Genomic DNA, 21,539 nt, shown 5'->3' with positions numbered 1-21,539 from the left:
TTATTATTAAATGCAATATGTTTACTATGCTATAATATGATTAATATTAGTAAATTTTTGGAGATGTATTTATGTTTTTTAAACGACATATGTCGAACTTGAGAATTAGTTTATCGACGATGGATTACTATATTTTTGTTCCATATATTTTACTATCATTTATTGGAATTATTATGGTATATTCTTCAAGCTCAAATATTGCAACCCAAAATGGTGGTTCTCCTACGGGATATTTGATTAAGCAAGGTATGTATGTAATTGTTAGTTTGATTCTAATATTATTTTGCTTAATGGGTAATAATAAAATTGTAAGGAATCCTAAATTCTTAGGAATATTTTTATGTTTACTTTTTATATCACTTATTTATCTGAAATTTTTTGGACACAGTATTAATGGTGCTGCTGGTTGGATTGATTTAGGTCCTATACATATTCAACCTGCTGAAGTTGTAAAAATATATATAATATTAAGATTTGCTTCATTTATTACAAAGAAAGAGCCGTATCTAGAAAATCATTGGTGGCCAATAATGAGAGGACAAGTTATTACTACTATGATTTTACTTTTGTTAGTTGTTATACAGCCTGATCTTGGTGGAACCATTATTTGTTTTACGATATTGTTTATATTATTACTTTCTAGTGGAGTAAATTGGCGAGGAGCATCTTTGCTATTATCTCTATCCTTTGTATTTTCTTATATCATTGTTAGAATATTAGCTTTTATATTTAGAAATGGTACTGATAACTATCAACTACAAAGAATTATAACTTTTACTAATCCCTTTAAATTTACCCAGGGTAGTGGTGCTCAGTTGGTGAATTCATATTATGCATTAAGTAATGGTGGAATTTTTGGTGTTGGCTTAGGTAATAGTATCCAAAAGACAGGTTATTTGCCTGAACCTAATACTGATTTTATTATGTCAATAATTTCAGAAGAATTAGGCTTAGTTGGCGTATTATTTATTTTGTTTTTATTGTTAGTGATTATAGTTAGATGTTTCCAACTGGGCATTAGGTCTCATAATACTTACGATTCATTAATATGCTATGGACTTGCTTCTTATTTAACTGTTCAAGCTTTTGTTAATGTTGGTGGTGTAACCGGAATGTTACCAATTACTGGTGTTACTTTTCCATTTATTAGTTATGGAGGATCAAGTATGGTTACATTAGCACTTTGTATAGGAATGGTACTTGTCATTAGTTCAAAGCAGAAGAAAACAAGACCTAACTTATAAATATTTAATGGGTGGTGATTTGTCTTGGATAATATTTTGGAAGAAAGAAAATCATTAATTGTTTATGTTTATTCAACAAAACAAATTAGACAACTTAAAAAATATGGACTGATTTATTATGTATCATATAAAATGCATTATTTAGTTATGTATGTTAATTCCTCAAATTTTAATATGGTTAAAGAAAAGCTTAAAAAATTAAGGATAGTTAAATCAGTTGTAGATTCTCCATATATCAATCTGTATAATCAATTATCTCAAAAAGAAGATATTGATGAACAAAAAGATGATGAGGAATATTAAAAAAGGAGTCCTTTTAATTGCGTGTTATATCTGGAAAATTTGGTAGTAGAAATTTAAAATCAGTTCCTGGTAATAAAACGAGACCTACTACTGACAAGGTTAAAGAATCATTATTTAATATGATAGGTCCTTATTTTAATGGTGGTAACTTCTTAGATTTGTTTGCGGGTTCTGGTGCTGTTGCTATAGAAGCAGTTTCAAGAGGATTCGATAAAGCTACTTTGGTTGATAAACAATATGCTGCTATTAAAACCATTAATGAAAATGTTAATATTACAAAACAAGATCAGTCATTCAATGTGTTAAAAATGAATGCTGAAAATGCATTGCAATCATTATCAAATCAAAATGAAAAATTTGATATTATATTTCTTGACCCACCATATAAGGATCAGAAAATGATAAAACAATTGCAAGAAATATATGAATTAAAATTACTTAATGAAAATGGTATGGTTATTTGTGAAACCGATGATAATGTTTCTTTAATTGATGATGTTAATCATTATCGCTTATCTCAGCAAAAACAATATGGAATTACAATTATTTCTATATATAAATTACAGGGGTGATTAATGTTATGACAATTGCTATTTTTCCAGGTAGCTTTGATCCAATTACCAATGGGCATTTGGATTTAATTAAGCGAGCTAGTAAAAATTTTGACAAACTTATTGTTACTGTTGGAAAAAACACTAGTAAAAATGGATTGTTTTCTCTAGATGAAAGAATGAAAATGGTAAAAGATAATGTTGATAAGATAGATAATGTTGAAGTAATGATAGCTGATGGATTGATGGTTGATTTTGCCAAACGAGTTTCGGCAAGTGTAATTATTCGTGGTTTAAGAAATGTTAAAGATTTTGACTCTGAAAATGCAATTTCAAATATGAATCATAATTTAGATAATTCCATTGAAACAATGTTTTTAATTGCAAAGCCTTCATTTCAAGCGGTGTCTTCAAGCTTGATTAAAGAAATTTGTTATTTTAATGGTGATATATCTAATTATGTCCCTAGTAATGTAGAAAAAAGTTTGAAGGAGAAAATGAAATAATTGTTTAAAAATAGAAACAACAGAAATATATTAATATTTTCCATCGTATTAATTTTAGGAATAATAGTAATGTTTACTCCATTCTTACCTAAATATATAGAAGGTCCAGGAGACGCTATAAATTTAAAACCGATTGTTAATGTTGATCATCATTATGATAAAAATAAAGGTAAATTTATGTTGACTACAGTTAGAGAATCTAAAGCATCTCCTGCTAGTTACCTTTATGCTAAAATCAATCCTCATTATTCTATTGAAAATATTGATGACATAACCAATGGCGAAAATGATCAAACTTATATGAAGGTCCAAACATTTTACATGATGAATTCTATTAATGAAGCTATATATAATGCTTATCATTATGCCAATCAAAAAGTAACTATGAAGTATAACGGGATATATGTTTTGAACATAGATGATAAATCTAAGTTTAAGAATAAACTATCTGTTGGTGACACAATTATTAGTGTTGATGGACATAAATTTAGTAGTTCTTATAATTTTAGAAAGTATATTAATGATAAAAAAATTGGTCAGCGCGTTAGTATTGAATTTAATCATGATGGAAAACTAATGAATGCCAAAGAACCATTAATTAATTTAATGGGATCAAAACATCCTGGAATTGGTATCATTTTAATTGATAACGATTCAGTTAAACCAGAAATACCAATTAAAATTAATCCAGGTGCTGTTGGGGGGCCTTCAGGCGGATTAATGTTTTCTTTACAGATATATGAACAGTTAACTGGGAAAAATATTAGACATGGGGAAAGTATTGCTGGTACTGGAACCATTGATAAAAATGGAAATGTTGGAGAAATTGGTGGAATTGATAAAAAAATTATCGCTGCTAAGAATGCAGGAGCTAAATATTTCTTAGCACCTTATGTTAAACCAACTAAAGATATTTTGAAATTCGAAGAAAACAATATGTCCAATTATCAATCTGCAGTTAAAACCGCTAAAAAGTATGCACCTAATATGAAAGTTATACCAGTAACTAATTTTAAAGATGCATTAAACAAATTAAATAATATTTAAAGAACACATTTTTGTGTTCTTTTTTCGTATATATAATTGAAAGGGAGGAAAAGGTGAATAAGACGAAGTTAGAATTCATAATTATTAACATAAAGAAGATTTTAAATGATAATATTCATAAAATTATGATTGTTTTATTATTGTTATTAATTTCTTTAGGATTATCTTTTATAGTTTATGTACAGAAAAGTAATAAAAAGGTTTCATACAATAATTCACTAAGTTTGCAGAATAATAAATCTGATGCTAGTAACAGTTCTTTGAATAATGATATTAATAGTGAAATTTATGTTGATTTGAAGGGAGAAGTTAAACATCCAGGTGTTTATAAGGTTAAATCTGCTGATAGAGTTACCAATGTTATTAAATCTGCTGGTGGTTTTAAAAAGCATGCAGATCAAAAAAGCGTAAATCTATCTCAAAAAGTAAATGATCAACAGGTTATTATTGTAAATAAAATAAGTCCAAATGGTGACATTTCCGATTCACCTAATGATGTATCGACTGCTAATTCTAAAAAAGTTAATTTAAATACATCAGATAATAAAAAGCTCCAAGAATTAGACAGTGTTGGTGAAAAAAAGGCTGATAAAATTATAGATTATCGTAATCAACATAATGGCTTTAAAAGTATTGATGAGCTAAAGAAAATTAGTGGGTTTGGTGATAAAACTTTTGAAAAATTAAAAGATTATTTAGAAGTATAATTATTTGATATAATGATAATTAATAATTATTTAGGGGTGAACATAAAATGAGTAAAAAAAGAATTCCTTGGGATCAATATTTTATGTTACAGGCAGTTTTATTATCAACTAGAAGTACTTGTAATCGATTGTCAGTTGGTGCCACTTTAGTAAGGGATCGTAGAATTATTGCTGGTGGATATAATGGTTCTGTTTCAGGTGATGACCATTGTATAGATGTTGGATGTTATATGCGTGATGGACACTGTATTAGAACGATTCATGCTGAAATGAATGCAATATCTCAATGTGCAAAGTTTGGTGAAGCTACTGATGGAGCTGAAATTTATGTGACTGATTTTCCATGCTTACAATGCACTAAAACTTTGTTACAAGCTGGAATTGTTAAGATTAATTATTTAAGGAACTATCATAATGATGAATATGCGAAAGAGTTAATTAAAATGAAAAACGTTAAGTTACATAAAGTAGAATTGAATTCTGAAACTATTAATCAAATTAAATTTAGTTCTTATTTACCAAAATAAATCGAAAAATTATATATATTTCCTGCAATGCTGTGTATATGTATAAGTATTTTATTTTTTGGCAATAAAATTTTAGGAATGATATTGATATTATTATTGTTAATACGTATTTTTTCTTTGAAAGAGATAAAAATATGTTTATTTTGCATAATATTATCAATATTTTTTTGTTTATTATGTTTTAATGAACATAATAAATATATTTCTTCAAATGCTAACACAAATAATTTTAACTTCTTGGTATATCCAGATGAAATAAAATTTAAAGATAATACTTATAGTGGTGTTTTTACAGATACTTACTCAAATCAGAAATATTTATTATATGGAAATATTAGCGCTAATTATTTGGGGAATATGAAAAAAAGTTTTTATATGAATGTTCAAGGTGAAGTTTCCGACATTAATGAACCAACTAATATTAACGAATTTGATGCTAAAGAATATTATCAATCAAATAATGTATATAAGATTATATATATTAAAAAATTGGTTAAGATTAATTTGTTGAATAAAAGCAATTTGTTTAGTTTTTTACATGATTTTAGGAAACAATTACTATGTTATGGCGATTCATTACCAAAACCGCTTAATTTATATTTTAATAGTCTCTTCTTAGGAGAGATGAATGATTCCTTTAGTGAAGAACTTTCAGGAGTTAAAACTCTAGGTCTAATCCATTTATTTAGTGTTTCAGGGCTACATGTATTTTATATAGTTAGTGTTTTAACAATGATACTAATTCATTTAAGGATTAGTAGAGAACGTTATTTAATCTTTTTAATAATTATATTACCAATATTTTTTATTATTGCAGGAGCATCAATTGGATTACTTAGATCTATAATATCTGTTGAAATAGGACTGATTTTTGGACTATTTAAAAATAAAATGGGGTCATTGGATATATGGAGTATGACGATTATAATTAATTTATTTTTAGAACCACAAATGTTGCTACAGTTTGGTTGTCAATTGAGTTATTTGTTATCTTTTAGTCTAATTTATACCAATGAATTTTCTACAATAAAACAGACAATCTTTATGAATTTAATTAGCTTACCTGTTATTATTTATAAATTGTTTGAGTGGCACTTTTTAACAATGTTAGCTAATTTTATTGTTATACCAATTTTTTCTATCTTTATTATGCCAATTATTACTATAACTGCAATTTTGTATCCGCTGTTTCCATTTTTAGGAACCTTTACCGCAATGTTATTACAATTATTTGATAATATAATTAATTTTATAGGATCATTACCTGGAAATATTACATTTGGAAAACCAAATATATTTATATGTTTAATTTTATTTTTTATTACTTTACTTTTAATTTCTAATTATTCTAATAAAAAATTATTTTTATTGATATCTATTTATTTATTATCATACTTGTCGATACATTTTCCATTTTATGGTGAAGTTACAACTTTTGATGTAGGACAAGGTGATAGTTTTTTAATCAGAGAACCATTTAATAAGTCTATTAATATGATTGATACAGGTGGAAAAGTAAGATTTAATCAATCTGATAAAGTTAAATATCAAGCCCCAAGAATTTCCATTAATTACTTAAAAAGTATTGGTATTAATCATATAGATAATTTAGTTTTAACACATCAAGATGCAGACCATACTGGGGATGTACCTAGTATTCTTAAAAATTTAAAAGTTAAAAGAATATTTATCGGTATTGGTACTAATAATAATCAAAATTTTATGAAAAAAATATTGCCAAATATAAGAGATACTAAAATATGTTTCATAAAAAATGATATGCGCATACCTAATTTTCCTTTTTATATTTATCATCCATTTAATCCAGGATTAGGGACTAATGAAGATTCTGTTGTTCTTAGCACTCAGCAAGGTGGACTAAAATTTTTGTTTATGGGTGATTTAGGTCAAGAAGGCGAAAAAGATATAATCAAAAGGTATCCTAATATAAAAGCTGATGTTTTAAAGTTAGGACATCACGGGAGCAAAAACTCTAGTAGTGATGAATTTTTGCAATATATTAATCCTAAAATCTCTATAATATCTGCTGGTAAAAAGAATCGATATAATCATCCAAATAAAGAGGTGTTAGATAAGCTTAAAAAATATAATTTATCATATTTTAATACACAAGATTCAGGTATGATATCATATAAATATAGTATTTTTGGTACTTATTGGTCGAAAGCTTTAAAAGGAGAATGATTTTGCAAATTAATGAATTACTTAAGTCTTTAAAAGAATTAAATATTAAGCCTATATATTTAATTCAGGGGAATCAAGATTACTTAATAACAAAAATTAGAAATAATTTTCTTTCACTAATTCCTGAAAGCGAAAGAACAATGAACTATGCTAATTATGATATGGAGACTACCAATATATCGAATGCTGTTGAAGATGCAATGTCATTACCTTTTTTTGGTGAAAAACGTTTAGTTATTGTTAATAACCCTTATTTCTTAACTGGTAATCGTAGTAAAGAGAAGATTGATCAGGATATAGATAGTTTTGTAAATTATGTAAAGAGCCCACAAAATAGTACCATTATGCTAATCATCGCTCCTTATGATAAATTGGATTCTAGAAAAAAAATTACTAAAACAATTAAAAAAAATTCTGAGATCATTGACTTAAGTAATATGTCTGATTCAGAAATTAAAAACTATTTAAAATCTAAAATTAATAATAATGGCTACACAATAGATAATGAAGCCTTAAATCAATTGATACAGAGAACTTCTAATGATTTATCTAGTGCAATGAGTGAGTTATCTAAGTTGTTTCTTTATTGTTATAATCAAAAATCAATTAGTGTTAATGATGTAAATAATGTTGTTACCAAGTCTTTAGATCAAAACGTTTTTGATTTGGTTAATTATGTAATAAATAATAATATTAATGAATCAATTAACTTATATCATGAGTTAATTAACAGTAGCAATGAACCTTTACAAATAAACGCTATATTACTAAGCCAATTTAGATTATTAATTCAAGTGAAAGTTATGTCTGATAAAGGTTATAGTCAAGGAAAACTAGCAAGTAAATTAAGAATTCATCCATATAGAATTAAATTAGCACTACAAAAAGTTAGAAATTATAATTATAAAAAATTGTCGATGGCATATTTGGGACTCGTTGATATGGAATCACAAATGAAATCTACTCAAAAATCGGCCGATTTATTATTTGAGATGTTTATGATTAAATTTGTTAATTAAAAAAGGACGACTATATTAATATAGTCGTCCTTTTTTGAAAATATATATTATATTTTCTTTATTATTTCATCATTCCAGCTAAACGAGACTTGTTACGTGCAGCCTTATTAGGTTTAATTAAACCTTTAGAGCTTGCATGATCCAAAGCACTAACAGCATTGTTGAATAATTCTTCAAGATTGTCAGCACCTTTAGCTTCAGCTTTTTCAAACTTCTTAACAGCAGTTCTCATTTCGCTTAATTGAGATGCGTTACGTTTATTTGCTTTTTCGTTTGTTTTTACACGTTCAATAGCAGATTTGATAACAGGCATGAAATTCACCTCCATAAAATATCGAATTTTAACAAAAAATCCTCAAATTTCAACGACTTTTATTATACAAAATACAGTATACAAATGCAATAGTATTATCATAATTACATTTTTTGAAATTTAATATTTTCCTTGATTATTTATTTATAACATAGTAATATTACCTATGTAAATTATTACCTAAACTTAGTTTTAACGTTATCTCACTTTACGTATTACTCAGTTTAAGGTATATTTTATAAAATTCGAAAGGTGGGAAATGCAAATGGCACTTACACAAGCTAACAAAAATGATATTATCAAGAAATATGCTCGTCATGATGGTGATACTGGTTCTGCTGAAGTACAAATTGCTGTATTAACTGCAGATATTACTGAAATCAACAAGCATATGAAGGCTAACAAGAAAGATTTTCATTCACAACGTGGTTTGATGAAGAAAATCGGTCATCGTCGTAATTTATTACGTTACTTACGTAACAAAGACGTTACTCGTTACCGTGACTTAATTAAGAGTTTAGGTTTACGTCGTTAATAAAAAGAAAGATGGAACTATTTTTAGTTCCATCTTTTTTTATACATATTATTTTGTAAATTGAAAACAGTTATTAAAAAACATAAAATATGATACACTGTAAGAAGTTATATTTTGTTCGTATTTGGATATTGGAATTTCCAAAAATAAAAGTTAAAAAATTTTGTTACATCATGAGGTGAATTATGAAAAGTAGTATAAAAATTATTCCTTTAGGTGGCGTTAGGGAAGATGGTAAGAATTTATATGCCATAGAAATTAATGATGGAATTTATATTTTAGATTGCGGTTTAAAATATCCTGATAATGGAATGCTAGGTATTGATGTAGTTATTCCTGATTTTTCATATTTAGAAGATAATAAGGATAAGATAGTGGGAATCTTTTTATCTAATGGACAAGCTGATTCTATTGGTGCTTTGCCATATTTTTTGAGCAAATTTAATGTGCCAGTTTTTGGCTCAAAATTAACTATTGAACTAGCTAAAAATGCAATAAATGAAAATCCAAACTCAAGAAGCTTTGATGACTATAACGTTATTAACTCAAAGAGTGAAATTATCTTTGATGATGTGACTGTTACTTTCTTTAAGACTAGTTACTCAATCCCAGATTCTATGGGAATTGTGCTTTCTGTTGATGATGGGCAAATTGTATACACTGGAGATTTTAAATTTGATCCTGCTTTGAAGGGTGAATATAAAACTGCATATGGTGATATTGCAAGAGTCGGTGATAAGAACGTAATTGCTCTTTTGAGTGATTCTGGTAATGCTGATAATCCTTATCCAATGGATAGTGAACTAAAAGTTGAAAAATATATTTTTGATGTATTTAAAGATAATGACGAAAGAATCATTGTAGCTGCTAATTCTGCTAATATTTTAAGACTACAACAAGTATTTGATGCAGCCTATAAGTCTAATCGCAAGATATATATTGGTCATGACCTATCTAAAAAAGTGATTACTGCTCTTGATATGGGATATCTTGTATTACCTGATAAAGATATGATTATTCAATCTGTTAAAGAGATGAATGATTTATCTAAAAATGAGATTGTTATTTTAGAAACAAATCCTGTTGGCGAACCAATTAAAGTGATTCAAAGAATGGCATCTCAAAAAGAAAAAAGTGTTAACTTAATTCCTGGTGACATTGTTTTAATTACAACTACTCCATCTCCAGCCTTAGATAATACTATGGCTAAAACTAGAGATATGGTTTATCGAGCTGATGGTGAAGTTAAAACTATTTCTGATGATTTAAACATTTCTAATCATGCTAGTGATGAAGATTTGCAAATGTTAATTGATTTATTAAATCCAGAATATGTTATTCCCGTTGGTGGTGAGTACATGATGATGGAAGCTCATAGACAAACCGCTAATGAATTAGGGATTGATAATCAACATATCCTTTTAATGAATAAAGGTGATGTTGCTGAATATGATGGATCGAAAATGCATCGAGGTAGCTCAGTTGAAGCTGGCAACACAATGATTGATGGTATTGGTATAGGTGATATTGGGAACATTGTTTTGCGGGATAGAAAAGTACTTTCTGAAGATGGTATTTTTATTATTGTTGTTACAATTGATCGCAAGAAAAAGTTAATTATATCTAGGCCAAAAATCACATCTAGAGGTTTTATTTATGTTAAATCTAATAAAGAATTGATGAATGAAGCATCTCAAATTGTATCTAAGACAATTCAACTAAATCTAGATAATAAAGAGTTTGATTGGAGTCATTTGAAGCAAGCAGTGAGAGAACAAATTAGTCATTTCTTATTTGATAAGACCAAACGCAGACCAGTTATATTGCCAGTTATTATGGAAGTAAATCAACATCATAGAAAAAATAAACATAGTTTTAAAAAGCATTCAAATGAGAGCAAAAAATAGGTGTTTTAAATGAACGAAAATTATTCATCTAATGAAGAAGTCATTAATGAATCTAAATTAGATATTAAGCAAAATAATATCCAACAAGCTATCAATAAATTGTTGCCCATTTATAATGAAGAAGAGGAATTTCCAGTAACAACATTACTAACAAAATGTTATTTTTTGAGTGAAAAATTGATTGATGCTAAAAAAATTGCTTACGATAATCTTAATGACTTCTTACATTCGCTTTCTGATTTTAAATTATTGATCTTGGTTTTAGTTAAAAATAGGGAATTTATTAAAGCAAGGGAAATAACTGAACAAATTAGTAAGATATCAAAACAATGGTATAAGATTTCCATAGATATTATTAGTAAAGAAGAAGGGTTCGTTTTGGAAAACGAACCTGCATATTTACAAAATATTTCGAATGAATTTTATCATATGAGCTTTAACAATAATTTATATGAACAAAAAGAGACTTTATTAAAAGGTGAAAAGTTACCATTTAATAAATTTATTAGTTATACAAAATATTTATTATTGGATCCTTTTGTGCAAGAAACTATTAAATCAGAATTAGTTGATACTTTAAGAAAAACTAATTATCAAGATATTTTAAAAATTAAATGGATAGATAATGATGTATATTCAATTAATATGGGAGAATTAAAGTCCTTATCTCAGTTAAAAACATATAATAATATTATGTCTAGAGTTGATGCGGATTATGCTAATAACGATCCAATCCTATATTTAAGGGTTAAAGCTTATTTTGAATATCAAAGTATTACTTTATATCCATTAAATGACCAAATAATTAATAATGTAAATGATTGGTATAAATTGTCTATTGATTTATATTTATACGGTCAAAATAATAATTTCAATAAAAAGAGCAATTATTATAAGCTAATATCCCTCATAATTAATAAATTTAGTGAAATTAGTTAAAATATTGTTAAACTTACAGTAAAATTGCTATTTAAGTATTTACAAATAAAAATACAGTAGCTATAATATTAAAAGAATTCTTCTTGAGATTGATATGTTATTTTGTCTTTTTGAGAAGATGTAGTATAATAACTCATAAAGATACATTGTATTAATTCAATGTAAATCTTTCGAATTTATAGGAGGTTTTCATAAATGGCAAAAGAACATTATGAAAGAACAAAACCCCATGTAAATATTGGTACTATTGGCCATATTGATCATGGTAAAACTACTTTAACTGCAGCTATCACTAAAGTGCTATCAGAAAAAGGTTTAGCTAACGCTGAAGATTATGCACAAATTGATGCTGCTCCAGAAGAACAAGAACGTGGTATTACAATTAATACTGCCCACGTTGAATATTCAACTGAAAAACGTCACTACGCTCATATTGATGCCCCAGGACATGCTGACTACGTTAAGAACATGATTACTGGTGCTGCTCAAATGGACGGTGCTATTTTAGTTGTTGCTGCAACTGATGGTCCTATGCCACAAACTCGTGAACATATCTTACTTGCTCGCCAAGTTGGTGTTGAACACATTGTTGTATTCTTAAACAAGACTGATTTAGTCGATGATGACGAATTAGTTGACTTAGTTGAAATGGAAGTACGTGAATTACTTTCAGAATACGATTACCCAGGTGATGATATTCCTGTTGTTCGTGGTTCAGCTCTTAAAGCATTACAAGACGATCAAGAACAAAAAGATGTTATCTTACACTTAATGGACATCGTTGATGAATACATTCCAACTCCACAACGTGATGACTCAAAACCATTACTATTACCAGTTGAAGATGTATTTACTATTACTGGTCGTGGTACTGTTGCTTCTGGTCGTATCGATCGTGGTGTTGTTAAAGTTGGAGACGACGTTGAAGTTATTGGTCTTGTAGAAGACATTATTAAGACTACTGTTACAGGTCTTGAAATGTTCCGTAAGACTCTTGATGAAGGTGAAGCTGGAGATAACGTTGGTATGTTACTTCGTGGTGTAAACCGTGAACAAGTTGTTCGTGGACAAGTTGTTGCTGCTCCTGGTTCAATCAAGACTCATACTGAATTTGAAGCACAAGTTTATGCTTTAAGTAAAGAAGAAGGTGGACGTCATACTCCATTCTTCTCAAACTACCGTCCTCAATTCTATTTCCATACAACTGATGTTACAGGTGTTATTACACTTGAAGATGGTGTAGAAATGGTTATGCCTGGTGATAACGCTAAGTTTAACGTTAAGTTAACTAAGCCTGTTGCCATTGAAAATGGTACTAAGTTCACTATCCGTGAAGGTGGACACACTGTTGGTGCTGGTGTTGTTTCTGGTATTGACGAATAAAAAGAATTTATTCTTTTGTAAAGATTCGAAAAGTTCGCTTTTCGAATCTTTTTTTATTGTTAATGGGTCAAATTCCCTTTAAATATTTACTTTTTACTGTTCATACGTTAAAATACGTATGTGCGCAATTAGAAGAAAATTGTATTAAATTATATTTTCATGTCGGAGGGAAAATAATGTCTGCAAAATGGGAAAAGAAAGGTACTAATGATGGAGAATTAACATTCGAAATTAGTACTGACAAAATTAAAGAAGGTTTAGATAAAGCCTTTAATAAAAACAAGAAAAATATTAGTATTCCTGGTTTCCGTAAAGGAAAAGTTTCTCGCCAAATTTTTAATGAAATGTACGGTGAAGAAGCATTATACCAAGATGCTTTAAATATTTTATTACCAGAAGCTTACAGTAATGCTGTAAAAGAAGCTGGTATTGAACCAGTTGCTCAACCAGAAGTGAACATTGATTCATTAGAAAAGGGTCAACCATGGGTTCTAAAAGCTAAAGTAACTGTAAAACCAGATGTTGAACTTGGTGAATATGAAGGTGTTGAAGTTGAAAAGCCAAACACCCGTGTATACCAAAAAGATATCGATGCTGAAATCGAAAAGAAACGTCAAAACCAAGCTGAATTAGTTCTTAAAGAAGGTAAAGCAGCTGAAAAAGGCGATACTGTAGTAATTGACTTTGATGGATATGTTGATGGCAAAGCATTTGATGGTGGTAAATCAACTAACTATTCACTTGAATTAGGTTCAAATTCATTTATTCCTGGTTTTGAAGATCAATTAGTTGGTCATAAAGCTGGCGATGATGTTGATGTTAAAGTTACATTCCCTGAAAATTATCAAGCTAAAGAATTAGCTGGTAAGGAAGCTACTTTTAAGACTAAGTTACACGAAGTTAAGGCAAAACAATTACCTAAGTTGGATGATGAATTTGCTAAAGATGTTGACGAAGATGTTGATAGCTTAGACGAATTAAAAGACAAGGTAAAAGCTCAACTTAAAGACCAAAAGAAAACTGATGGCGAAAACCAATTAGAAGATGAAGCTATTAAGGCTGTAGTCGCTAATGCTACTGTTAAGGACATTCCTCAAGCAATGATTGATGAAGATGTTCAACGCCAAATGGATCAATATCTTGCAAACATGCAACAACAAGGTATTAATTCACAAATGTACTTCCAATTAACTGGTACAAAGCCAGAAGATTTGAAGAAACAATTTGCTTCAGGTGCTGAAGAACGAGTAAAAACTAACTTAGTTCTAGAAGCAATTGTTAAAGATGCTAAGATTGAACCTACTAAGGAAGAAATTGATCAACAAGTTAAAGACTTAGCTACTCAATATGGTATGAAAGAAGAAGCTGTTCGTGGTGCTTTGACTGATGACATGTTGAAACATGATATTTCTATCCAAAACGCTGTTAAGATGATTACAGATAATGCTAAGAAAGAACCAAAATCAAAAATGAAAAAATAATTTTTGATTAAAAAAGGAGTTCAATTAACTTAATTGTTAGTTGGACTCTTTATTTTGTTGAGGGTTATAAGTGTGATATTATTTATTAAGTTAGCTTTATAGCTTAAAGAGGTGAATGATTTGTTCGAAGATGATAAAAAAGATGGTCCTGTAACTTGTTCTTTTTGTGGTAAATCACAAGATCAAGTAAAGAAAATTGTTGCTGGGCCAGGTGTTTATATTTGTAATGAATGTATTGATTTGTGTAAGGAAATAGTTGATGAAGAACTTGCGCAAGAAGATAATGATAAAACTATTAAGGCATTAAGTCCTAAACAAATTGTTGAAAAGCTTGATGAATATGTAATTGGTCAAGACGATGCTAAAAAAACATTGGCTGTTGCAGTTTATAATCACTATAAACGAGTAAACAATTTGGATAGTGATGATGGAACCGATTTACAAAAAAGTAATATTTCTGTCATTGGACCTACCGGTTCAGGTAAGACATATTTAGCTCAATCATTAGCCAAAATTCTTAATGTACCTTTTGCAATTGCTGATGCTACTACATTAACTGAAGCTGGTTATGTAGGAGATGACGTAGAAAATATTCTATTGAAATTACTACAAAACGCAGATTTTGATGTAGAACGTGCTGAAAAAGGTATTATCTATATTGATGAAATTGATAAAATTGCTAAAAAATCAGAAAATGTTTCTATTACTAGAGATGTTTCTGGTGAAGGTGTTCAACAATCACTCTTAAAGATTCTTGAAGGTACTGTTGCTAGTGTTCCTCCACAGGGCGGTAGAAAGCATCCACAACAAGAAAATATTCAAATTGATACCAAAAATATTTTGTTTATTGTTGGTGGTGCATTTGACGGAATCCAGGATATTATTAAACATCGTTTAGGTGATAAGACTATTGGTTTTGGAACAGATTCTGCAGAGGCAACTGAAATTACTGATGATAATGTTATGCAACATGTTATCCCAAGTGATTTGTTACAATTTGGTTTGATTCCTGAATTTATTGGTCGTTTGCCTATTCTAACTGCATTGAAGAAATTAAATGAGGATGATTTAGTTAGAATTTTAAGTGAACCTAAGAATGCTTTAGTAAAACAATATACTAAGTTGATGAACTTAGACGGTGTAGATCTAACCTTTAAGCCGGAAGCTTTAAAGGCAATGGCCAAATTAGCTATCGCTAGAAATACTGGTGCTCGTGGATTAAGATCTATTGTTGAAGATACAATGAGGGATGTTATGTATAATGTGCCAAGTGACGATAATGTTAAAGAAGTTGTTGTTACCAAAGAAGCTGTTGATGGCGAAAAAGAACCTGAACTTATTTATGATAATAAATAACTAAAATCAAAAACGCCTTCCTAATTATTTTAGGTAAGGCGTTTTAATTTCTTTTAAATAAATAATGACAAAATGTGTTAGAATACATTAAGAACTTTAAATGATAAGGGGAAGTACTACCAATGGACGTAAACAATGTGAATATTGATATTAGTGCAGTAGAGCCTAAACAATATCCTTCAAATGGATATCCTGAGATTGCTTTAGTTGGTCGCTCAAACGTAGGAAAATCTTCATTAACTAACGTTTTGATTAATCGTAATAGTTATGCAAGAACTTCAAATACCCCAGGTAAAACTCAGACTTTAAACTTTTATAATGTTGATGATAAAATGTTTTTTGTTGATATTCCTGGTTATGGTTATGCTAGAATTTCTAAAAAAGAACGTGAAAAATGGGGCCAAATGATTGAAACATATTTGACCACTCGTCGCCAATTAAACGGTGTTATTTTATTAATTGATGGTAGAAGAAAGCCAAGTGACGATGATTTGCAAATGTATGAATTCTTAAAATATTATAATATTCCTACATTAATTTTGGCCACTAAGATGGATAAAACTCCTAAAAGTAAATGGAATAAGGAAACAAGTTTGTTAAATAAAACCATCGAATTGAATGAAGACGATGAAATTATGTTATTCTCTGCTCAAACTAAATACGGTAAGGATGAAGTTTGGCAATGGATTGAAAAACATACGGGGGTAAAATAATTGAATTTTAATGAATATCAAAAGGCTGCTAATAAAACACTTCGTGGAAACGAACAAGTTTTAACTAACTGTGCATTAGGCTTAGGTAGTGAAACTGGACAAGTAGTGGATCTGGTTAAGAAATATACCTTTCATGGTGAAGAATTAAATCGTGAACAATTAGTTAAAGAAATGGGCGATGTTTTATGGTATCTATCACAGATAGCCGAATGGAATAACGTTCCTTTTGAGGAGGTAGCCGATTTTAACATTAAACGATTGAATAAAAGAAAAGATGCAATGTTAAAAGATTAAAAAAGGCTTCACAATAATATTATTGTGAAGCCTAATTAGATTATTTTTCTTTTTTCTTGTTTTTAGAATTCTTATTTCCATTTTTAAGGAATTTATCGCGCTTTTTGTCATTTGAGTCGACTTTTGCAATTTTATCGAACATAGCATTTAAGTCGTTATTACGTTGTATATTTAAACTCATAAGTATACATCTCCTTGCTTTTATAACTATATACTATCAAATTATTGTTTATTTGTCATATTAACTGGATTAATTAATTGAGGTGATAAATTTGGCTACTCCACATATTGAACATAAACTAAGATTATTACCAGACTTGCCTGGGTGTTACTTAATGAAAGACAGACTGGGTAAGATCATCTATGTTGGAAAAGCAAAAAATTTAAAAAATAGAGTTAGATCTTATTTTAAAAGTAGTCATGAAGGTAAAACAGCTAAATTAGTTTCTAATATTCGTGATTTTGAAACGATTATAACTTCCACCAATAAGGAAGCCTTTTTATTAGAGATTACTTTAATTCATAAGCATCGTCCTCATTTTAATATTCAATTAAAACAAGGAAATAGTGGATATCCTTATATTAAAATTACTAAAGAAAGAGATCCACAAATTAAAATTGTTAACCATATTAAACGTGATGGTGGATATTATTTTGGTCCTTATCCTAATGTATATGCTGCCGATGAAACTTTACATTTTTTACAAAAAGTATATCCTTTGAGAAGATGTAATGGTTATCAGAATAGGCCATGTTTGTATTATCATATGGGGCAATGTTTAGGAGCTTGTTTTAAGAAAGTTCCTAAGTCTGTATATAATGAACAAATTAAACATATTAAATCATTTTTAAATGGAAATGTTGGGATTGCTAAAAAAATGCTCACTGCCAAAATGCTAAAAGCATCTGAAAATATGGAATATGAAAGAGCTGCTGAAATAAGAGATCAATTAAAATATATTGAAATTACGGTCGAAAAGCAAAAAATTATTTCTAATGACACAACTCCTCGTGATATCTTTAATTACTATGTGAATGATGGTTGGATTTCTATCCAAATATTCTTTATTCGGCAAGCCAGACTGCTTAAGCGAATTAAAAGGACTTTTCCAATTATTGATTCTCCAGAAGAAGAAATGGATAATTTTATTGCTGGATTTTATTCTCAAGAAAACCAACCATTGCCTAATGAAATTCTTATTCCTGAAAAATTAGATAAAGACATGATTGCAGAAGCTTTGGATGCACCAGTTAGAGTACCAAAACGTGGGCAAAAAAAGGATTTACTAGATATGGCCTATAAAAATGCAAAGCTAGTGTTAAATGAAAAATTTAGGCTAATGGAACTAGATAATATAAAAACTGTAGGTGCAATGGAAGATTTATGCAATTTATTAAACATTCCTAATGGTCATCGAATTGAATCATTTGATCATTCTCATATTCAGGGTGCTGACTTAGTGTCTGCGATGGTCGTTTTTGATGACGGTAAGCCTAATAAGAATGAATACCGTAAATATAAACTTAAAAATGAAGATCATGCTGATGAAGCTGCTAGTACACGTGAAGTTATTAGAAGAAGATATAGCTATCTTCTAAAGTCTCATCTTCCGTTACCAGATTTAATATTGATGGATGGTGGGGTAATTCAATTAAATGCAGTTAAAGATGTTTTAGAAAACGAACTAAATTTACAAATTCCAGTTGCTGGGATGGTCAAAAATGATAAACATAAGACTGCTGATTTATTATTTGGTCAGTTAGATGAACATGTTTATTTAAATCCTAAGAGCCAAGCATTTTACTTAGTTCAAAGAGTTCAAGATGAGGTTCATAGGTTTGCCATTAATTTTCATAGAAAAGTTCATACTAAGCATTCATTAAGCTCAGAGTTGGATAATATTGATGGAGTTGGTCCTAAAACCAGAAATAAGTTATTAAGAGAATTTGGATCCTTAAATAATATTTCAGACTCATCTATTTCAAAAATTGAAGCATTAGGGATATCACATAAGGTGGCTCAAAATATAAAATTCACTTTGACCAAGGTAAAAAAATAATTATGAATTATATTGAGTGCTTTACGTTAAATATAAATGCCGTTATACTCAATAAATAAAATAAAAAGTAGAGTTGATATAAAATATGTTCGTTGATCAAGTTAAAATAAATGTAAAAGCTGGTAATGGTGGTAATGGAATCGTTGCCTTTAGAAGAGAAAAATTTGTTCCTAATGGTGGACCTGCCGGAGGTGACGGTGGACATGGTGGAAGTGTCATTTTTGCCGTTGAAACTGGAATGAGTACACTAATGGATTTTCATTATAAACGTAAATTTGTTGCGGAACGTGGTGCAGATGGTGGAAATAAAAAAATGACTGGTCGTAGTGCTGATGACTTAGTTGTATATGTACCTGAAGGAACTTCTATTTATGACAATGATACTAACAAACTCCTTTATGATTTAGTTGATAAGGGTGATAGTTATACAGTGGCCGCTGGTGGTCGTGGTGGTCGTGGTAATACTCACTTTGCTTCAGCTAAAAATTCTGCACCAGAAATTGCTGAAAATGGTGAACCTGGTGAAGAACGTAGTATCAGATTAGAATTGAAAGTTCTAGCTGATGTGGGATTAGTTGGCTTTCCTTCAGTTGGTAAATCAACATTATTATCAACGGTTACTAGTTCTAAACCAAAAGTTGCTCAATATCATTTTACGACTTTAGTTCCTAATTTAGGAATGGTTAAATTAGATGATGGTAGAGACTTTGCTATAGCTGATTTACCTGGATTAATTGAAGGAGCATCTTCTGGAGTTGGATTAGGCTTTCAATTCTTGCGTCATGTTGAGAGAACTAGAGTAATTTTACATTTAGTTGATATGAGTGGACAAGAAGGCAGAACTCCAATTGAGGACTATCAAAAAATTAATGATGAATTATCTAAATATGATAATAATTTATTAAAACGACCACAAATTATTGTCGCAACTAAAATGGATATGCCAGATTCTGAGGAAAATTTAAAAGAATTTAAAAATGCTTTATCCAAAAACAACGATAATGTTTATGAGGTAATTCCAATTTCTTCTGTAACACATAGTGGTTTGAGTAAACTAATAAGTGAAACCGCTGAACTATTAGAAAAAACTCCTAAATTCCCTATTACTGATACTGAAGAACCAGTTGAAGATGAATTAGAATACAAATTTGATGCTGATGAAAAGCCATTTGAAATTAGCCGAGATGAAGATGGTACTTGGATTTTATCTGGTAAGAAAATTGAAAAGTTATTCAAGATGACAGATACTACGCATGATCAAAGTATGTTGAGATTTGCAAGACAACTTCGTGGTATGGGTGTTGATAATGCTTTAAGAAAAGCGGGAGCTGAAAATGGTGATTTAGTTTCAATTCTTGATTTCACATTCTCTTATGTAGACTAATATTTAAAGATGGGAATTATTCCCGTCTTTTTTTATGTATTGAAATATATCTTTATATGCTACAATTTATATTAGTGATTTTTTTAGATACGAATAATTAAAAAGGAATAGATCTTTATGCAATTAGAATTTTTAGGAACTGGTTCTGGTGTACCAGGTAAATTTAGAAATGTTTCAGCAACAGCTTTAAAACTATTAGACGAATGTAATTCCGTCTGGCTATTTGATTGTGGAGAAGGGACTCAACAACAAATTTTACGTTCAAATTTGAAGCCTCGTAAAATTAACAAAATATTTATTACTCATTTACATGGTGATCATATTTTTGGGTTACCAGGCTTATTAAGTTCTCGTTCATTTCAAGGAGGAAATACACCTGTTACAATTTATGGCCCTAAGGGAGTTAAAGACTTCGTCGAAATTAGTTTAGGGGTTTCTCAAACCAAGTTATCATATAAAATAAATTATGAAGAATTTGATGAACCAGGTGTTTTATTAAATAATAAACAATTTGAAGTTTATGCTGATAGCTTAGATCATCAAATTGAATCTTTTGGCTATCGTGTAGTGGAAAAAGATCATCAAGGAGAACTATTAGTTGATAAGCTAAAAGCGGCTAAAATACCTTCCGGGCCTGTTTATGGTAAATTAAAAAACGGTGAAACAGTTACTTTAGATGATGGTAGAACCATTGATGGAAACGACTTTATTGGTGAATCACAAAAAGGAAGAATTATTACTATCATAGGTGATACTAGAAGTAATCCTAATAGTTATAAATTAGCTGAAAATGCTGATGTTTTAGTTCATGAAAGTACTTTTGGTAAAGGTGAGAGCAGATTAGCACATAATTATTATCATTCAACTAACATGCAAGCTGCTAAGTTAGCTAAAAAAGCCAATGTCGATAAACTACTTTTGACACATATTTCAGCAAGGTACACTGGAAAAATGGCTAGAGAATTACAAAAACAAGCACAAAGTATCTTTAACAATACTAGAGTCGTTAAGGATTTTGATGTAATAGATGTACCCTTTGAAAAAAACAATTAAAGGATGAAATAT

At 29.2% G+C, this 21,539-nt stretch carries 22 protein-coding genes; 20 read left to right on the top strand and 2 right to left on the bottom strand.

Going from position 1 to position 21,539, the window contains the following annotated elements; genetic code table 11:
- Positions 1-71: 71 nt before the first annotated feature.
- Genes C7N41_RS05625 through holA form a run of 9 tightly spaced genes read left to right on the top strand, consistent with a single transcriptional unit; the run spans position 72 to position 8,109 of the window.
- Complete coding sequence (locus C7N41_RS05625; protein WP_225362876.1) at positions 72-1,244, top strand: FtsW/RodA/SpoVE family cell cycle protein; 1,173 nt, start codon at positions 72-74, stop codon at positions 1,242-1,244.
- A 24-nt stretch (positions 1,245-1,268) separates the two neighbouring features.
- Positions 1,269-1,547, top strand: coding sequence for a YlbG family protein (locus C7N41_RS05620; RefSeq protein WP_105964737.1), 279 nt, complete (start codon positions 1,269-1,271; stop codon positions 1,545-1,547).
- Positions 1,548-1,564: 17 nt separating this feature from the next.
- Positions 1,565-2,119 (top strand): 16S rRNA (guanine(966)-N(2))-methyltransferase RsmD, encoded by a 555-nt coding sequence (gene rsmD / locus C7N41_RS05615; protein ID WP_105964736.1) that lies wholly within the window; start codon positions 1,565-1,567, stop codon positions 2,117-2,119.
- 8 nt (positions 2,120-2,127) lie between these two features.
- Complete coding sequence (gene coaD, locus C7N41_RS05610) at positions 2,128-2,604, top strand: pantetheine-phosphate adenylyltransferase (RefSeq protein ID WP_105964735.1); 477 nt, start codon at positions 2,128-2,130, stop codon at positions 2,602-2,604.
- A complete protein-coding gene (locus C7N41_RS05605) occupies positions 2,605-3,651 on the top strand; it encodes a SepM family pheromone-processing serine protease (RefSeq protein WP_225362875.1) in 1,047 nt (348 codons plus the stop codon).
- A 53-nt stretch (positions 3,652-3,704) separates the two neighbouring features.
- Positions 3,705-4,358, top strand: a complete 654-nt coding sequence (locus C7N41_RS05600; RefSeq protein WP_105964733.1) for a helix-hairpin-helix domain-containing protein — start codon at positions 3,705-3,707, stop codon at positions 4,356-4,358.
- Positions 4,359-4,405: 47 nt separating this feature from the next.
- Positions 4,406-4,885: a ComE operon protein 2 gene (locus C7N41_RS05595; RefSeq protein ID WP_105964732.1), complete on the top strand. Its 480-nt coding sequence runs from the start codon at positions 4,406-4,408 to the stop codon at positions 4,883-4,885.
- Positions 4,886-4,912: 27 nt separating this feature from the next.
- Positions 4,913-7,090: a DNA internalization-related competence protein ComEC/Rec2 gene (locus tag C7N41_RS05590; RefSeq protein ID WP_105964731.1), complete on the top strand. Its 2,178-nt coding sequence runs from the start codon at positions 4,913-4,915 to the stop codon at positions 7,088-7,090.
- Positions 7,087-8,109 carry a DNA polymerase III subunit delta gene (gene holA, locus C7N41_RS05585; protein WP_318530569.1) on the top strand — a complete coding sequence of 341 codons (1,023 nt, stop codon included), beginning with the start codon at positions 7,087-7,089 and terminating at the stop codon, positions 8,107-8,109. The genes C7N41_RS05590 and holA overlap by 4 nt, the downstream gene beginning before the upstream one ends.
- Positions 8,110-8,170: 61 nt before the next feature.
- Here holA and rpsT read toward each other — a convergent pair whose 3' ends face one another.
- Complete coding sequence (rpsT, locus tag C7N41_RS05580) at positions 8,171-8,422, bottom strand: 30S ribosomal protein S20 (protein ID WP_105964729.1); 252 nt, start codon at positions 8,420-8,422, stop codon at positions 8,171-8,173.
- Between the two features lie 265 nt (positions 8,423-8,687).
- Here rpsT and rpsO point away from each other — a divergent pair, with 265 nt between their 5' ends.
- The 8 genes from rpsO to C7N41_RS05540 all read left to right on the top strand — a co-directional run bounded on the left by rpsO (position 8,688) and on the right by C7N41_RS05540 (position 17,030).
- Positions 8,688-8,957: a 30S ribosomal protein S15 gene (gene rpsO / locus C7N41_RS05575; protein ID WP_105964728.1), complete on the top strand. Its 270-nt coding sequence runs from the start codon at positions 8,688-8,690 to the stop codon at positions 8,955-8,957.
- 185 nt (positions 8,958-9,142) lie between these two features.
- On the top strand, positions 9,143-10,864 hold the full coding sequence (locus C7N41_RS05570) for a ribonuclease J (RefSeq protein WP_105964727.1): 1,722 nt from the start codon (positions 9,143-9,145) through the stop codon (positions 10,862-10,864).
- A 9-nt stretch (positions 10,865-10,873) separates the two neighbouring features.
- A complete protein-coding gene (locus C7N41_RS05565) occupies positions 10,874-11,803 on the top strand; it encodes a hypothetical protein (protein WP_105964726.1) in 930 nt (309 codons plus the stop codon).
- Between the two features lie 195 nt (positions 11,804-11,998).
- Positions 11,999-13,186 (top strand): elongation factor Tu, encoded by a 1,188-nt coding sequence (tuf, locus tag C7N41_RS05560; protein ID WP_105964725.1) that lies wholly within the window; start codon positions 11,999-12,001, stop codon positions 13,184-13,186.
- A gap of 176 nt (positions 13,187-13,362) precedes the next feature.
- Positions 13,363-14,667, top strand: coding sequence for a trigger factor (tig, locus tag C7N41_RS05555; RefSeq protein WP_105964724.1), 1,305 nt, complete (start codon positions 13,363-13,365; stop codon positions 14,665-14,667).
- 120 nt (positions 14,668-14,787) lie between these two features.
- Positions 14,788-16,023: an ATP-dependent Clp protease ATP-binding subunit ClpX gene (gene clpX / locus C7N41_RS05550; protein ID WP_105964723.1), complete on the top strand. Its 1,236-nt coding sequence runs from the start codon at positions 14,788-14,790 to the stop codon at positions 16,021-16,023.
- A gap of 122 nt (positions 16,024-16,145) precedes the next feature.
- Entirely contained in the window at positions 16,146-16,736 is a 591-nt protein-coding gene (gene yihA, locus C7N41_RS05545; RefSeq protein ID WP_105964722.1) for a ribosome biogenesis GTP-binding protein YihA/YsxC, read from the top strand.
- Positions 16,737-17,030 carry a nucleoside triphosphate pyrophosphohydrolase family protein gene (locus C7N41_RS05540; RefSeq protein WP_105956231.1) on the top strand — a complete coding sequence of 98 codons (294 nt, stop codon included), beginning with the start codon at positions 16,737-16,739 and terminating at the stop codon, positions 17,028-17,030.
- Between the two features lie 40 nt (positions 17,031-17,070).
- Here the strand turns inward: C7N41_RS05540 and C7N41_RS07735 are convergent, their stop codons facing one another.
- Entirely contained in the window at positions 17,071-17,211 is a 141-nt protein-coding gene (locus C7N41_RS07735; RefSeq protein WP_165807772.1) for an SPJ_0845 family protein, read from the bottom strand.
- A gap of 91 nt (positions 17,212-17,302) precedes the next feature.
- Between C7N41_RS07735 and uvrC the strand changes: the two genes are divergently transcribed.
- The 3 genes from uvrC to rnz all read left to right on the top strand — a co-directional run bounded on the left by uvrC (position 17,303) and on the right by rnz (position 21,527).
- The gene (gene uvrC, locus C7N41_RS05535) at positions 17,303-19,090 is read left to right on the top strand and encodes an excinuclease ABC subunit UvrC (protein WP_105964721.1); all 1,788 of its coding nucleotides are present in this window, start codon (positions 17,303-17,305) and stop codon (positions 19,088-19,090) included.
- A gap of 85 nt (positions 19,091-19,175) precedes the next feature.
- Positions 19,176-20,474, top strand: coding sequence for a GTPase ObgE (gene obgE / locus C7N41_RS05530; protein WP_105964720.1), 1,299 nt, complete (start codon positions 19,176-19,178; stop codon positions 20,472-20,474).
- A gap of 117 nt (positions 20,475-20,591) precedes the next feature.
- The gene (gene rnz, locus C7N41_RS05525; RefSeq protein ID WP_105964719.1) at positions 20,592-21,527 is read left to right on the top strand and encodes a ribonuclease Z; all 936 of its coding nucleotides are present in this window, start codon (positions 20,592-20,594) and stop codon (positions 21,525-21,527) included.
- The last annotated feature ends 12 nt before the right edge of the window (positions 21,528-21,539 follow it).

The organism is Apilactobacillus micheneri, assembly GCF_002993975.1.
Taxonomy (GTDB): domain Bacteria; phylum Bacillota; class Bacilli; order Lactobacillales; family Lactobacillaceae; genus Apilactobacillus; species Apilactobacillus micheneri.
Note: the sequence above shows the minus strand (reverse complement) of the source record. Positions and strands in the feature narration are given on the sequence as shown.